The following is a 14,778-nucleotide window of genomic DNA, read 5'->3' as shown; positions in this document are numbered from 1 at the left end:
AACAGAGCCCCTGTCTTATGACAGGGGCTCTGTTTTTCCGCCCGGGAGCAGCACCCAGTAGTCCAGTCTCTGGTCTTGGTCCGGCGATCTGCCGTCAGGTGTGAAGTGGAAGTCGATAGTATCCCCCCAAAACCACCGCCGGAACAGGGCGTGGCACCAGGTACCATTCAGATCCTGAAACCGGACCGAGATATAACTGCTCCCATCCTCCGCCGCGTAGAAAATTGTATCCTCGTCCCAGTCCGCCTCCTCCGCCATCATGGACCAGATCTGGTACCGCTCCATCACATCCAGGACATCGGCATCCAGGGCACGGTAGGGGCCCCCTGCCAGAAGAAAGGCAGCCAGGGCGGCGGCCGCTGCCCAGCCCAGGACCGTTTTCCTGTCCCCGCTCCGTGACGCCCCCGGCCCGGAGCTTCTGTAATCGGGCTGCCAGTTGGCAGCCTGCCGGACACGGAGGGCTGCGTCACACTCGCCGAAGGAGGTAACCCCACCCCATACTGGGCGGTCGCTGGCAAGCTCTACCAGAGTCCGGGCATAGCTCCGCCGGCCCTCCAAGTCCAGCTGCTCCAGCACCCCCTGATCACAAGCCAGCTCCATGTCTAAGCGGAAGGCCCGGTAGGCCAGCCACACCAGGGGATTCCAGAAATTGAGGATCCAGACCGCAGAAGCAATCCCCTGGAGCCAGGGATGGCGTTGTTTCACATGCTCTCGCTCATGGATGAGCACCAATTTCATCTGCTCGCCGGTCAGCTCTCTCTGAAGCAGGATGTCATGTCCGCCCTTGCGCCGGAGCACAAAGCTGGTGGGCAGGTCCGGACACAGCTTGATGCTCTGGCCCTCGGCCATGGTCAGCCCCAGCCGTTCATAGTCCTCCGTTTCCAGCGCCCTCCCCTGGCTGGCCAGTTTCCTGACTCCCCGGTCTGACCAGCGAGCCAGGCTAAAAATCACCACAAAATAGGCCGCTCCCAGCAGCACCAGAAGCACCATCCCCTGCCAGGACACCTGGATGGGAATGGAAAAGCCCCCAGGCAGGGCAAGGTGATAGGTCCCCTCCCCAGTAATCTCAGGCAAATACATAGGGAAATGGTCAAAGCCGCTGTCGCAATAAGTCCGGGGAGTCAGGAAAGAGCGGAGGGTGAAGGGCAGGGGCACCCAGTCAAGCAGGTTTATCCACTGGGGCAAGCAGAAGGACAGCCACACCACCCCCCACAGGGCTACCCGTTGCCGGGGCTCCAGGAACCGCCGGGTCATGGGTCTCAGGGCCAGAAGGGCGGCCAAGGCCATTCCCAGGTAAATACTCCAATTGAGCATCTGCAGCATGGCGCACCAGCAGAACCGCGCCACAAGCTCCACGGCTTTATCCCTCCCCCATTTTCTCGTCGATCAGCTCCTTCAGCTCCTCCGCCTCCTGGGCGGTAAGCTTTCGGCCGCTGAGGAAGGCGGTCATAAACAGGGGCAGTCCCCCTGCCCGCCTCACCAACTCCTCCCCTTGGGCCCGGATGACCTCCTCCCGGGTAACCAGAGGGGTAACCACTGTGTTCTGGTGGCGCACTAAGCCCTTATTCTTTAGCCGCCGCAGAACGGTGTAGGTAGTGCTCTTGTTCCAGTCCAACCGCTCTCCGCACAGGGAAACCAGTTGGGTGGAGCTTACCGGCCCGCTGTCCCACAGCACCTCCATCACGCGGTATTCCCCCTCAAACAGTTTTTCCACAGACTCACCTTCTTAAGTTTATCACAATAAACCTCTCTCAATTAAGTTTACTATAATAAACCTCCTGTGTCAAGGTAAGTTTTTCCAAAGGGGCAGGGCTTTCTCGGACGGTCCCCAGTCCTGTCAGGGCAAAACGTCTTGCGTTTTGCCAGCGACAGTGTTATACTGTCGCAGCATCGGACGAAGGCCTATACAAGGAGGACCCGTATGGAAACCAAACCGCTCTCCGCCATGCCCAAGTTGAAAACGAATCTGGACACTGACTTTCTTAAACTGATCGCCATTCTTTCCATGGTTATTGACCATGTGGGTACCGCCTTTTTTCCGGAGTACCCCGCCTTTCGATGGGCGGGGCGGCTGGCCTTCCCCATCTTCGCCTACTGTCTGACGGTGGGTCTGCTGTACACCCGCGACATCAGGAAATACCTCCTGCGGCTGGGGGCCTTCGCCCTGATTTCCCAGCCCTTCTACATCTTTGCCTTTCACCCCTGGGACTGGCAAGCGGAGTGGATGAATATGAACATCTTTTTCACGCTGCTGGTAAGCCTGCTAGCCCTGTGGGGAGTCCATACCAGACGTTGGTGGCTGTTCCTCGCCCTATTCCTGCTGGCTAGCTTTGTCAATTTTGATTACTCGGCCAACGGCATCGTGCTGATGCTCATTTTCTATCTGTGCCGAAACAGACCCGTCCTGGGGGCGGCCGTCTATGTGCTCTTCTGGCTGCCTGCCCTGTGGGGCGGACAAATGGAGGACCCCCTCAGTGTGAAGATCGCCGGACACGCCATCAACTGGACCATCTTCGCTGTCCTGTCTGCCTTTCCCATCTTTCTCCCCACCCACACAGGCATCAAGGTGCCAAAGTGGTTTTTCTATGCCTTCTATCCTGCCCATTTGGCAGCCATTGGCCTGGCGAGAGTGATACTAAATGTATAAATTTACAAAAAAGCTCCGCTTTGAAATCACTCAAAGCGGAGCTTTTTTCTCTAAAACACAGTCCGGTCATACAGGCCCGCTCCCATCAGCAGTATGCCAATCAGCAGCACAATCACAGAGAGCATTTTATATCCCCTCGTTCCGTTGCTGCCCTTCCCCGCTTGTGATATAATTGTATCAGACACCCCAAATCATCTCTTAGGAGCGAATTATGATCAGAGCTTTACAGACGGAGGATATCAGCGCTGTGTCCGCTATCTGGCTCAATACCAATCTCTCAGCCCACGCTTTTATTCCTTCCCAATATTGGGAAGGCCAGTTGTCCGAAGTAACGGAGGCCCTTGCCCAAGCCGAGGTCTATCTTTGTGAGAGAGAGGGAGCCATACAGGGCTTCGTGGGCCTCAACGGCAGTTACATAGAGGGAATATTTATCCGCCAGGAGGCACAATCCCAAGGGGTTGGGAAACGGCTGCTGGACTTTGTAAAGGCCCGCAAAGACCGACTGGAGCTAAACGTATACCAGAAAAATTCCAGAGCGGTCGCCTTTTATCAGAGGGAACGGTTCGTGATACAGCGGGAAGGGCTGGATGAGCATACCGGAGAGATGGAATATCGGATGGTGTGGACTCGATAAGGCCAGCATGGATCTTCTATCATTATGGACCCGCCCGAAGACAAATCCTTCCTTTCACAACGGCAGAGGCCGCCCAATGGGCGGCCTCTGCCGTTGTGAAAGGTTTGGACACCCCGTCCTTACAGGTTGTTCATCTCCTCCTGGTCCACCGTCTTGATGCTTCGGGACGCAAGGGCGGCGGCAGCCGCCTCGTTGTCGGCCACCCGGAATACCATATAGGCGTTGGTGGTATCCTTACCGCCCAGGAAAGCGTACATATACTCCACATTAACTTTGGCATCGGTGAGTACCTGGAGCACTTTGTTCAGTCCGCCAGGCACATCAGGGATGGCTACCCCCAGCACAGGGGTGATATTGTGGACATAGCCCGCCTCCTTCAGTACCGTGGCGGCCTTATAGACATCATCCACGATTACGCGGGCCACACCGAAGTCGCTGCTCTCGGCCACATTCAGGGCCCTCATATCGATCTGGTTCTGAGCCAGCACCCCGGTCATGGCATACAGGGCGCCCGGCTTGTTTTCCACAAAGACGGAGATCTGCTTGATATTCATACCGCTTTCCTCCTTTAGTTTCAGATCTTGCGCTTGTCGATGACGCGCACCGCCTTGCCCTCGCTACGGACGATAGATTTGGGGGCCACCAGGGTGACCTTGGCGGCCAGTCCCAGCATGGACCGCAGCCCATCCACCAGTTCCTTCTGGCGGCGGCTGATCTCGCCCAGATTGTCGGTGAACATCTCGGGGGTCATCTCCACCTGAACGTCCAGAGTATCGGTGGACTTCACTCGGTCCACGATGATCTGGTAGTTTGCGGGGTAGCCATGGTTGAGGAGCACGGTCTCGATCTGGGAGGGGAACACATTGACACCCCGGATGATAAGCATATCGTCGGTGCGGCCGCGGGGCTTCGTCATCTTCACATGAGTGCGGCCGCAGGGGCAAGGCTCATGACTGAGCACGCAGATGTCCCGGGTACGGTAGCGCAGCAGGGGGAACGCCTCCTTGGTAATGGAGGTAAATACTAGCTCGCCCTGGCTGCCCTCGGGCAGCACCTCGCCGGTGTCCGGGTCGATGATCTCCGCGATAAAGTGATCCTCATTAATATGCATCCCAGACTGGGCGGAGCACTCGAAGGCCACACCGGGGCCGGACAGCTCCGTCAAGCCGTATATATCATAGGCTTTAATACCCAGTGTATTCTGGATGTCTTGGCGCATCTCCTCGCTCCACGCCTCGGCCCCAAAGATGCCCGCCTTCAGGGGAATCTGGTCGGGGGTCAGGCCCATCTCTTTCATAGACTCGCCCAGGTAAGCCGCGTAGGAGGGGGTGCAGCACAGAATGGTGGCGTTTAAGTCCCGGATAAACATGATCTGCCGCTCCGTATTGCCGGAGGAGGTGGGGATGGTCAGACAGCCAACCTTGTGGCTGCCGCCGTTGAGTCCGGGTCCGCCAGTAAACAGGCCGTAGCCGTAGGACACCTGGCACACGTCCTCGTTGGTGCCGCCGGCGGCCACGATGGCCCGTGCACAGCAGTCCTCCCACAGGTCGATATCGTGCTGGGTGTAGAAAGCCACCACCCGCTTGCCAGTGGTGCCAGAGGTGGACTGGATACGCACGCAGTCCTTCAGGGGTTTGGCCACTAGTCCGTAGGGATATGCCTCCCGCAGGTCGGCCTTGGTGACAAAGGGCAGCTTATGCAGGTCATCCACACCCTTGATGTCGTCAGGAGTCAGCCCCTTCTCCTCCATCTTCTTGCGGTAGTAAGGCACGTTGTCCCAGACGTGTTTCACCTGCTTGACCAGGCGCTCGTCCTGCCAAGCGCGGATCTGCTCCTGGGACGCGGTTTCGATCTCTGGCTGGTAATATCTCTCCATGGGTATCAGTCCTTTCCAGTTTTCTCTCGTGCTTTCCAGCTTCTTTTGATTCTTGCGTTCAGAAAGGCCCAATCCTGACAAATCTTCCAGGACAAATTGGGCGGCATATCAAAAAATATGGAAAAATAGAAGGGCGGCGGCAATCGCCGCCCTTTTGTTCCTGACATACAGGGCCGATTCAGGCATCCCCGCTCAACCTCTGCCCCAGGGCCACTCCCAGCAGGCACAGCGCCACGCTTAGAAACATATATCCCCCGCACAGAAGCCACTTTCCCCGCTCCAGCAGGGTGAAGCTCTCCAGAGAAAAAGTAGAGAAGGTGGTAAAGCCGCCGCACACCCCAGTCTTCCAGAACAGAGTCCAGCCGGGGGAAAGGCGGCGCGGCCCGGCCAGTCCGACGACAAAGCCGATGGCCAGAGCCCCCAGGAAGTTAGTACACAGGGTGAGCAGGGGGAACTCCCCCCGCCATGGCAGCAGGCTTATCCCATAGCGGCCAGCGGCACCCAAGGCGCCGCCCGCGGCAACCATTAAACCGCCCAACCCCATCAGGCGTTCTTCCCCAGCTCAAACGCTCTCTTATTCAGTTCCAGGAACTTTGGGGGCACCATGGCCTCCAGGGACTTGTGCCACGCCTCCTCGGGCAGTTCGAAGTAGTGGGACAGGCGGCCCATCAGGACGATGTTCACCGCCTTGGAGGAGCCAGCTTCCTCGGCCAAAGCCAAGCAGTCAAGGGCGTCCACCTTGGCGCCGGCGGCCTTCATCTTCTCCACCAAATTTTCGGGGTACTGGGCCGCGCCGGTGATGACGGGCATAGGATCGATCTGCTGGGTAGAGGTGACAATCTGTCCATCTGGCTTCAGGTAGGCCAGCCAGCGGGCGGCCTCCAGCAGCTCGAAGGACACGATATAGTCCGCTTCTCCCTTGTCAATGACGGGGGAGCACACCTTTTCCCCGTAGCGCACATAGGTGACCACGCTTCCGCCCCGCTGGGACATGCCGTGGACCTCGGACACCTTCACGTCATAGCCCTGCTCCATCAGCAGGTGGCCCAGCAGCTTGCTGGCTAACAGGGAGCCCTGTCCCCCTACGCCCACGATCATAATATTCTTGGTTTCCATGCCTTAACCCTCCTTGCCGGTGCTCTCGAAGGCCCCCACGGGGCAGAGCTGCTCACAAACGCCGCAGCCCACGCACAGCGTGTTGTCCACATGGGCCTTGCCCTCCTTCATGGAGATGGCGGGGCAGCCGATCTTCATACAGCTTTTGCAGCCAATGCACTTGTCTGTGTTTACCTTCAGCGGCGCCTTGTGCTTAACGTATTTCAGCAGGGCGCAGGGCCGGCGGCTGATGATGACGGAGGGCTCGTCCGCGGCCAGCTCCTCCTTCACTGCTTGGTCGGTGGCCTTCAGGTCATAGGGGTCCACCACCCGCACCCGGTTGAAGCCCATGGCCCGGCACAGGGCCTCCAGGTCGATCTTGCCGGCGGGGTCGCCCTTGATGTTGTAGCCGGTAGTGGGATTCTGCTGGTGGCCAGTCATGCCGGTGATGGAGTTATCCAGGATAATGACGGTAGAATTGGACTGGTTATAGGCGATGTTAGCTAATCCGGTCATTCCAGAGTGCATAAAGGTGGAATCGCCGATGACGGCCACCGTCCTGCCCTCACTCTCCGTGCCCAGGGCCTTGTTGAAGCCGTGGATGGCGGAGATGGAGGCCCCCATACACAAAGTCATATCCATGGCGGACAGGGGGGCCACCGCTCCCAGAGTATAGCAGCCGATATCCCCAAGGACGGTGCACTTGTTTTTGTTCAAGGTGTAGAACAGCCCGCGGTGGGGGCAGCCGGCGCACATGACCGGAGGCCGGGGCGGAATGGCGTCGTCCAGAGCCTTCCCGCTATGTACGGTCCCGCCCAGCCGGGCGGCCACCAGGTTCTGGGAGAACTCCCCCTCCATAGGCAGTACATCCTTGCCGGACACCTCCAGGCCCAGGGTGCGGCAGTGCTCCTCAATGATGGGGTCCAGCTCCTCTACCACCACCAGCTTGTCCACCTTGGCGGCGAAGTCCCGGATCAGCCTGACGGGCAGGGGGTTGGCCATACCCAGCTTCAGCACGGACACGCTGTCCCCAAAGACCTCCTTCACATACTGGTAGCTGGTGGAGGAGGTAATGATGCCCAGGCCGGTACCGCCCATCTCCACCCGATTGATGGGAGCAGTCTCCGCCCACTCCCGCAGCCGGCCGGTGCGCTCCTCCACTGCGGGGTGGCGGCGGATGGCGTTGCCCGGCATCATCACATATTTGGCGATGTTCTTCTCATAGGGGACGGTCTGCCTCTCCTCCCGGTCGGACAACTCCACCAGAGACTGGGAGTGGGCCACCCGGGTACACATTTTCAGCAGCACCGGGGTGTCGAACTCCTCGGACAGCGCAAAGGCCAGCCTGGTGAAGGCCAGGGCTTCGGCGGAGTCGGAGGGCTCCAGCATAGGCACCTTGGCGGCAATGGCGTGGCGGCGGGAATCCTGCTCATTTTGAGAGGAATGCATCCCCGCGTCGTCAGCCACGCCGATAACCATACCGCCGTTCACGCCGGTATAGCTCATAGTAAATAGAGGGTCAGCGGCCACATTCAACCCCACATGTTTCATGCCACAGAAGGCCCGCTTCCCAGCCAGGCTGGCGCCGAAGGCCACCTCCATAGCCACTTTCTCGTTGGGGGCCCACTCACAGTAGATATCGTCGAACTTGGCGGCCTCCTCGGTAATTTCAGTACTGGGGGTACCGGGGTAGCTGGAGATCACGCAGCACCCGGCCTCATAAAGCCCACGGGCAACGGCGGCATTACCCAGCATCAGTTGTTTCATGTTTCTTCCCTGCTTTCCTAATATTTATTCGTCGCTTCCCCTGTTGTGAAGAGTTTCCCGCTGAATAACCTCCCGCATAATACCGCCGGCGCCGTTGTCCAGCATGGACCGGCGGACCCGGCTAATGGTGGCACTGGAGGCCCCGGTTTTCTCCAGAATGTCCAAATAGACCAACCCCTGCTGCAAGTAGACCGCCACATCGAACCGCTGCTCCAGGCTGCGCAGCTCGGTCGGGGTGCACAGGTCGTCAAAAAACCGGCAGCACTCGTCTAGATCCTTCAGCTTCAAAATAGTTTCGTACAGGGCCAGGCTTCGGCCTTTCTTTTCCCCTTTCGCCATTGTCTTCGCTCCTTTTCCAAGTTTCTTCTCCTCCAGGAGAATTTACTTGTGTAAAGTGTAGCACACAAAAGCAAAAAAGTAAATGAGCCTTTCTCTTTTTACGGGGCCAAATTCTACTAAAAAACAAAAAACCCCCTAGCAGCCCAAGCCGCTAGAGGACGGGGAAACGTCTCCCGTGGTACCACCTCTGTTCACCGTCCCCATAGGGACAGTCTTATCGGGTGTCCAACAACACCCAGCCTCTGTAACGGGAGGACCCGATCCGCTCTACTCAGCCCAAAGCCTTTCCTCGGACAGCTCAGGAAATGAAATTTCAAACGCGAAGCTGTGCCCCTCACACCTACCGGGAACTCTCTGTACAGCCGGACCCGCGCCCTACTTTGTTTCCGTCCACACTTTATTGGTTCGCATTATACACCTCTGGCATCATTTGTCAAGTCCATTTTTGTTCTTTGAACGACTTTCCCTGTTTACTTCCGGGTACAGGGGCTGGACAGGACTGCCTACCTAATGCCGCTTTTATCAATTACAGCCTCGCCTCCATCCCCGTTGGCGTTTCCCTCTTGACAACAGGCCGCAAATGGGTTATGATACTTTAATGGTTTAAAGGTTGAAATCAATAAAGCACCTGGCCGAATCCGGCCTTGGAAAGGATATGAGCGCCATGCCTATCACGGATCTGTTGGAGCGCAACAGCAAACTATACGGTGAGGAAATCGCCCTGGTAGAGATCAACCCCGAGATCCAGGAGGAACAGCGGGTCACCTGGAAGGAGTACGAGTTGATCCAGCCCACCTCCTCCGTCCCCTACCGCCGGGAGATCACTTGGTCCGTCTTTGACGAGAAAGCCAACCGGGTTGCCAATATGCTCCTGGGTCGAGGCATCCGCAGAGGACAGAAGGTCGCTATCCTGCTGATGAACTGCCTGGAGTGGCTCCCCATTTACTTCGGAGTTTTAAAGGCCGGAGCGGTGGCCGTCCCTCTCAATTTCCGCTATACCTCCGACGAGATCGACTACTGCCTGAAGCTGGCTGACGTGGATGTGCTGTTCTTCGGGCCGGAGTTCATCGGCCGAGTGGAGGCCATTGTGCCCAAGATATCCCGGCAGATGCTCCTTTTCTTCGTGGGCGACACCTGCCCCTCCTTTGCCGAGGACTACCACCGAGCCACCGCCAACTGTTCCAGCGTCGCTCCCAAGGTGCTGATCGATGACGAGGACGAAGCCGCCATCTATTACTCCTCCGGGACTACCGGCTTTCCCAAGGCTATCCTACTCAAGCACCAGGCCCTGATCCAGTCCGCCCGGATGGAGGCCATCCACCACGCCACCACCCATGAGGATGTTTTCCTGTGCATCCCGCCCCTGTACCACACGGGCGCCAAGATGCACTGGTTTGGTTCTCTGTTCACTGGAAGCCGGGCAGTTCTGCTGAAAGGCAACACGCCACAGGCTATCTTCGAGGCCGCCTCCTCTGAGCGGTGCACCATCGTCTGGCTGTTGGTCCCCTGGTGTCAGGACATCCTGGCCGCCCTAGACCGAGGGGACCTGGAGCTGGAGGACTACCATCTGTCCCAGTGGCGGCTCATGCACATTGGTGCCCAGCCAGTCCCTCCCTCCCTCATCAAACACTGGATGCGCTACTTTCCCCACCACAAGTACGATACCAATTATGGCCTGTCCGAGTCCACCGGCCCTGGCTGTGTCCATCTGGGCATGGATCACCTGGACAAAGTGGGGGCCATCGGGGTTCCCGGCTATGGCTGGAAGGTAAAAATTGTGGACGAACAGAATGCCCTGGTGAAGCAGGGTGATGTAGGCGAGCTGTGTGTCAAGGGACCCGGCGTTATGGTGTGCTACTACCACAATCCGGAGGCCACCGCCGAGGTTCTGGAAAACGGCTGGCTCCACACTGGGGATATGGCCCGTCAGGACGAGGAGGGCTTTATCTATCTGGTAGACCGGAAAAAGGATGTGATCATCTCCGGCGGCGAGAACCTGTACCCGGTTCAAATCGAAGCCTTCCTGTCCGCCTATCCCAAGGTCCACGACGTGGCTGTGATTGGCCTGCCCGATCACCGACTGGGTGAAATCGCCGCCGCCATCATCCAGCTGAAAGAGGGCATGACCTGTACCGAGAGCGAAATTAACCAGTACTGTATGGATCTCCCCCGATATAAGCGGCCCCGCAAGCTCATCTTCGCTGACGTTCCCCGGAATCCCACCGGCAAGATCGAGAAGCCCAAGCTGCGGGAGCAATACTGCGGCGTCCGGCTGGTAGAGGCGCAAAACCGGTCATAGTAAAATCAACCAGGGCAACTCATACGAGTCGCCCTGGTTTTTTATCATACACTCTGTTAACCCTGAGTATCGATAAACCAAAAGTTCATAAAACTGTTTGTGTAATTTAAAGTTCGATTTATTTTCTCCCTATTTTTCATTATCAACACCCAAGATTGGCAGAGTGTTATCATAAAAAACACCTGTGGCTGTTCACAAGCCACAGGTGTTTTCTCTCATTTACAGCTTTACAGCCTCGCCACAAGCTGTTCCCGGTCCAACCCGGCAATTCCTAGTGACTCCATCGTCCGGCCGGACTTCCAGAAATCCTGGCCGACCAGCGCACCCGTCAGCGTAATCACCGAATCGATGATTGGGGTGAGCACCCCGGCTGCCCGGCCGAGGGCGGAGATGGGCACCAGCCCCATGGGCACATCCTCCACGATCAGGCGGGAGTCCAGCACCCCAGGAGCCATAATATCGGCGTGGGCCTGGGACATATGACACAGGTCTGACATCTTTTCTGCCTGAACATGGTAGTAGTGGATATAAGCGTCTCTCAGACTGAGAATATCCAGCCCGTAGGCCCTGCCCACAGCTACCCGCTCCCGGTCCATCTGCTCCACTACCTCGCCCACCGCGGGGGTGATGCCGTCAAAGTAGTGGCGGAACTTTTCCCCTCGTTCGATACTGCCCGCGTTGAGCAGAACAGGCAGAGGGTGGACAACCGTATTCATGTTGTTTAGGCTGGTTTCCAGTACATTGGCCGCAGGAATCAGCTGTGGGTACACATCAGACAAATCGTCAATGATGGCCTGAGTATCCTGTGCAGGCAGGGCCGCCAGGGACAGCTCATCCTTCACTCCGGAAATGGTAGCTACAGCATCCTGGGCCCGGGCAGCATAGAACAAGCTGTTCGTCTCACACAGGCGGACCTTGGACCGACAGCCGGCCCTGTCCCAGATTGCCCGGAATTCTAACGCGCCGCCGGTCGCGCCGGGACAAACGACGACCGTCTGGCCGTCCACCAAGCAGCCTGCCAGCTCCTGGGCCACATAGGCATGGGCAAAAGCGGGCAGTACTACAAAGATGATCTCCGCTCCGTCTACCGCCTGGGCCACATCCTCACAGATTTGATCCAGCTTGGCAAAACCGGTTTTGGAAACTCCCTCTAGCTGAATGCCGCCTCTGGCTCTTATCGGCGCTAAGACTTGAGGAAAGCGGTCATACAGGGTCACATGTTTCCCACACAGTTTCAAATAGGCGGAGATTACTTGTCCGCCGTTGCCGGCACCCAATACCGCAAAATTTTGCTTCATGGAGTCCGCCTTCCTTATTCGTCAAACGCGAAGGTCTCCCCCACACCCAGGGAGAATGCCTTGCGGTAGGCGATGCCAGCCACAGCTACATCCAGGCAGCCCATTCCGATGGGGACCACCAGCAGCTTCTGATCCGCCACGTCGCCCACCTGCTTCATGCCGGCAGCCAGTTCTCCCACGGTACAGTACACGCTATTCTCCGTAATCTTACCCTCTTCAGCCAAATGCTTTAGATTGCCGCGGTGGAGACACTGTCCCACATGGTCACAGATCAGCTTATCAGCACCCAGAATCGCCTGGTCGTCACATTCCTGGTAGGAACCCATGGCAAAATAGACGGTGCCCTTCTCCAGCCACTCTCCCTTCAGGAATGCCTGAGTAGCAGGAGTAACAGTAATGACCGCATCCGCCTTGGCCGCTTTCTGGGGGTGATCCACCACGATGATTTCGCCCTGGACATAGTCCTTCATGTCCTCTTTAAACTTGGCGGCGGCAGCGGGCACGGGGTCATAAACATACAGCTTTTGGACATTAAAGATAGCGGTCAGGGCCTCGGTCTGTGTACGGCCCTGGACACCGGCGCCATACAGGCCAACGGTAATATCCTTCTTATCCTTCAACAGATAGCGCAGGATAACGGCGGTCTGGGCACCGGTGCGCATATTGGTAATCCAAGCGCCATCCATCACGGCCAGGAAGTCGCCGTAGTTGGGATGAACCAGCATGATCAGGGCGTTGATAAAGGGGCGGCCGATCTCACGACGGCCCTTGCCCCAGCCACCGGCCCACTTCTGGCCAGCCATATCCTGCCAGGCAATATAGGCGGGCATGGCATTGAGGGATGCCTTATAGGGCAGGTTGGTAGGCTCGCTGTCCCCTAGGTTCAGGTTCAGCTTCGTAGGATTGATCGTCTTGCCCTCCCCCAAGTCCACGAAGGTCTTGTCCACTATCTCAATAATGTCCCGCATGGAGACCAGCTTTTTGATCTCAGATTCCTTTAACAGAATGGTATTCATCATAAACTCCTCCTTATTTCGGTAATCTTGTCGGCGGCGAGCACGGCCCGCCGCCGACAGTCATTCTGTCTTGGTTTCAAATTTTATCACTTTTTTTCCTGTTCTTCAAGCGCCCCAGAAATATTCTTATTTGGACTTCCTGGTAGCCAGGGCCACCACAATCAGGCAGAGGAAGGAAGCCAAGATTCCATAAATGGCATAGGGCAACTGAATCCCAAAGACAGCAGGCAGAGAGGCTTCAAACGCCTGGGCCAGACCGCAGCCAATCACTCCACCCACTACGCCCGCGACACCGCTAGCCGGAGTCAGGAAATTCTTATTTCGGAAAGCATAGCCGCAGTAGATAGGCACCAGCAGCCCGGAGGCTGAGTACGCATAAGAGGCGACGATCAGATCCAACACCCGTGGGAATACGATGGCCAAGGCCACGGCAGCCACGGCCACAAACACAGTGCAGATTCGGGACACGGACAGCAGCTTCTTGTCCTCAGCGTTGGGATTTATGAACTGTTTGTAGATATCCTGGGTCAGATTGACGGACACAGACTGAAGGGCGCTGTCCGTGGTCGATAGAATAGTAGTAGCAATAAAGCCGGAGAACAAAGCCAGCACCCAGGTAGGAATCTGGGTCAGGAACCAGCCGCTAGCATCCTCGGGGGCCAGGCCAGGATTGAGAACTCGGCAGGCGTTGCCTACTACCACCACCCACAACTCAATTCCAGCAATCAGGATACCGCCCACAATCAAAGTACGACGGGCATTCTTTGCGGAGTTTGCGGCGCACACCCGCTGAAGGGTCATCTGGTTGGTCATCATGCCAGGGGTGGCGGCGATGAACCACAGTGCGGTGGTGGCGAAGCCAGCGGACATCAGCCCTCCAGGAAGGGATAGTGTTTCAGGGGCGGGATGGTTGGCCACAATATTTCCCCAGCCGCCAGCCATATCCAGAGCCTGCACGCCGGTAAGGAGACACAAAGCCAGCATCAGCACGCCAAACACAAAATCAGTCCAGGCCACAGCCTTAAAGCCGGAGGGAAGGGTCAGCAACACACTGACTACAATCATCCCCACCACAAGGATCCGGCTGTCAATTCCGGTTATGGAAGTGTATAGTTTAGCAAAGGCGGTGGCCTGAGAGGCGATCCAGCCAAAGGGGACCACCATGGCCATCAGGGCACCCACTAACATAAGGAAGCGGTTTTTGCCATAAACTTTCTCAAAAATGTCGGGAATAGTGGTAAACTCATTCTCACGAAGCCAAGCTGCGATGATGGCCATGATAAAACAGCCAGCCGCGCCACATATTCCGTAAGTCAAGGGAGCCATACCATAACTGAAGCCGATGCTCACATGGCCCACCAGCACACCGCCGCCTACCAGGGTGGCAAACTGGGTAAAGACAATTACATAAGACGGCAGGCTTCGTCCGCCCATAGCCCAGTCCTCTGCTGTTTTGGTCCTGCGCTGGAAATAGAAGGCAATGCCAAAGCCGATCAGCATCACCAGGACCGTGCTGGCCAGCACCAGCATCAATCCGCTTGTAGATCCTTCCACGATTTTTCCTCCTCAACACACAAGGTATAAATTTGATCGCGACTCGCGTTCTGGATTATTATAGTTCACTTATCCGTGCAAGTCAAGACTTTAAACCGTTAAAGTGCTACAGTTTTTTTCTGCTGCAGCTCCAAAATTTCTCATCTGGTGTCATATTGATTTACAAGTAAGCCAACCGACAGGGCACTCTAGGTTATCCACAGAGCTAATAAAGGGGAAAAATCAAAAAAGAAAAGACACCCGAATGGGTGTC

General features: G+C 57.0%; 14 protein-coding genes. 3 read left to right on the top strand and 11 right to left on the bottom strand.

Going from position 1 to position 14,778, the window contains the following annotated elements:
• Positions 1-15 precede the first annotated feature (15 nt).
• The gene (locus H8S11_RS00520; protein ID WP_186851824.1) at positions 16-1,356 is read right to left on the bottom strand and encodes a M56 family metallopeptidase; all 1,341 of its coding nucleotides are present in this window, start codon (positions 1,354-1,356) and stop codon (positions 16-18) included.
• A gap of 4 nt (positions 1,357-1,360) precedes the next feature.
• A complete protein-coding gene (locus H8S11_RS00515) occupies positions 1,361-1,714 on the bottom strand; it encodes a BlaI/MecI/CopY family transcriptional regulator (RefSeq protein ID WP_240288437.1) in 354 nt (117 codons plus the stop codon).
• Positions 1,715-1,921: 207 nt separating this feature from the next.
• Here H8S11_RS00515 and H8S11_RS00510 point away from each other — a divergent pair, with 207 nt between their 5' ends.
• Together H8S11_RS00510 and H8S11_RS00505 are read left to right on the top strand one after the other, a co-directional pair.
• The gene (locus H8S11_RS00510) at positions 1,922-2,647 is read left to right on the top strand and encodes a TraX family protein (protein ID WP_186851823.1); all 726 of its coding nucleotides are present in this window, start codon (positions 1,922-1,924) and stop codon (positions 2,645-2,647) included.
• 211 nt (positions 2,648-2,858) lie between these two features.
• Positions 2,859-3,281 (top strand): GNAT family N-acetyltransferase, encoded by a 423-nt coding sequence (locus H8S11_RS00505; protein ID WP_147573191.1) that lies wholly within the window; start codon positions 2,859-2,861, stop codon positions 3,279-3,281.
• A gap of 119 nt (positions 3,282-3,400) precedes the next feature.
• Here H8S11_RS00505 and H8S11_RS00500 read toward each other — a convergent pair whose 3' ends face one another.
• The 6 genes from H8S11_RS00500 to H8S11_RS00475 all read right to left on the bottom strand — a co-directional run bounded on the left by H8S11_RS00500 (position 3,401) and on the right by H8S11_RS00475 (position 8,358).
• A complete protein-coding gene (locus tag H8S11_RS00500; protein WP_147573189.1) occupies positions 3,401-3,835 on the bottom strand; it encodes an ACT domain-containing protein in 435 nt (144 codons plus the stop codon).
• Positions 3,836-3,855: 20 nt separating this feature from the next.
• Complete coding sequence (locus H8S11_RS00495) at positions 3,856-5,157, bottom strand: phenylacetate--CoA ligase family protein (protein ID WP_147573188.1); 1,302 nt, start codon at positions 5,155-5,157, stop codon at positions 3,856-3,858.
• 178 nt (positions 5,158-5,335) lie between these two features.
• Positions 5,336-5,701, bottom strand: coding sequence for a fluoride efflux transporter CrcB (gene crcB, locus H8S11_RS00490; protein WP_366460439.1), 366 nt, complete (start codon positions 5,699-5,701; stop codon positions 5,336-5,338).
• The gene (locus tag H8S11_RS00485; protein ID WP_147573184.1) at positions 5,701-6,273 is read right to left on the bottom strand and encodes an indolepyruvate oxidoreductase subunit beta; all 573 of its coding nucleotides are present in this window, start codon (positions 6,271-6,273) and stop codon (positions 5,701-5,703) included. The genes crcB and H8S11_RS00485 overlap by 1 nt, the downstream gene beginning before the upstream one ends.
• Positions 6,274-6,276: 3 nt before the next feature.
• Positions 6,277-8,019 carry an indolepyruvate ferredoxin oxidoreductase subunit alpha gene (gene iorA, locus H8S11_RS00480; protein WP_186851822.1) on the bottom strand — a complete coding sequence of 581 codons (1,743 nt, stop codon included), beginning with the start codon at positions 8,017-8,019 and terminating at the stop codon, positions 6,277-6,279.
• Between the two features lie 24 nt (positions 8,020-8,043).
• Positions 8,044-8,358 carry a YerC/YecD family TrpR-related protein gene (locus tag H8S11_RS00475; protein WP_147573180.1) on the bottom strand — a complete coding sequence of 105 codons (315 nt, stop codon included), beginning with the start codon at positions 8,356-8,358 and terminating at the stop codon, positions 8,044-8,046.
• A 664-nt stretch (positions 8,359-9,022) separates the two neighbouring features.
• Between H8S11_RS00475 and H8S11_RS00470 the strand changes: the two genes are divergently transcribed.
• Complete coding sequence (locus tag H8S11_RS00470; protein ID WP_186851821.1) at positions 9,023-10,657, top strand: class I adenylate-forming enzyme family protein; 1,635 nt, start codon at positions 9,023-9,025, stop codon at positions 10,655-10,657.
• A gap of 227 nt (positions 10,658-10,884) precedes the next feature.
• Here H8S11_RS00470 and H8S11_RS00465 read toward each other — a convergent pair whose 3' ends face one another.
• From H8S11_RS00465 to H8S11_RS00455, 3 genes are all read right to left on the bottom strand, one after another.
• On the bottom strand, positions 10,885-11,955 hold the full coding sequence (locus H8S11_RS00465) for an NAD/NADP-dependent octopine/nopaline dehydrogenase family protein (protein ID WP_186851820.1): 1,071 nt from the start codon (positions 11,953-11,955) through the stop codon (positions 10,885-10,887).
• 14 nt (positions 11,956-11,969) lie between these two features.
• A complete protein-coding gene (locus H8S11_RS00460; protein WP_147573174.1) occupies positions 11,970-12,974 on the bottom strand; it encodes an ornithine cyclodeaminase family protein in 1,005 nt (334 codons plus the stop codon).
• Positions 12,975-13,097: 123 nt separating this feature from the next.
• Positions 13,098-14,525 (bottom strand): sodium:solute symporter family protein, encoded by a 1,428-nt coding sequence (locus tag H8S11_RS00455; protein ID WP_186851819.1) that lies wholly within the window; start codon positions 14,523-14,525, stop codon positions 13,098-13,100.
• Positions 14,526-14,778 lie beyond the last annotated feature (253 nt).

Source organism: Flintibacter hominis (genome assembly GCF_014287965.1).
Classification (GTDB): Bacteria; Bacillota; Clostridia; order Oscillospirales; family Oscillospiraceae; genus Lawsonibacter; species Lawsonibacter aceti.
This window is presented reverse-complemented; position numbering and strand designations above follow the sequence as displayed.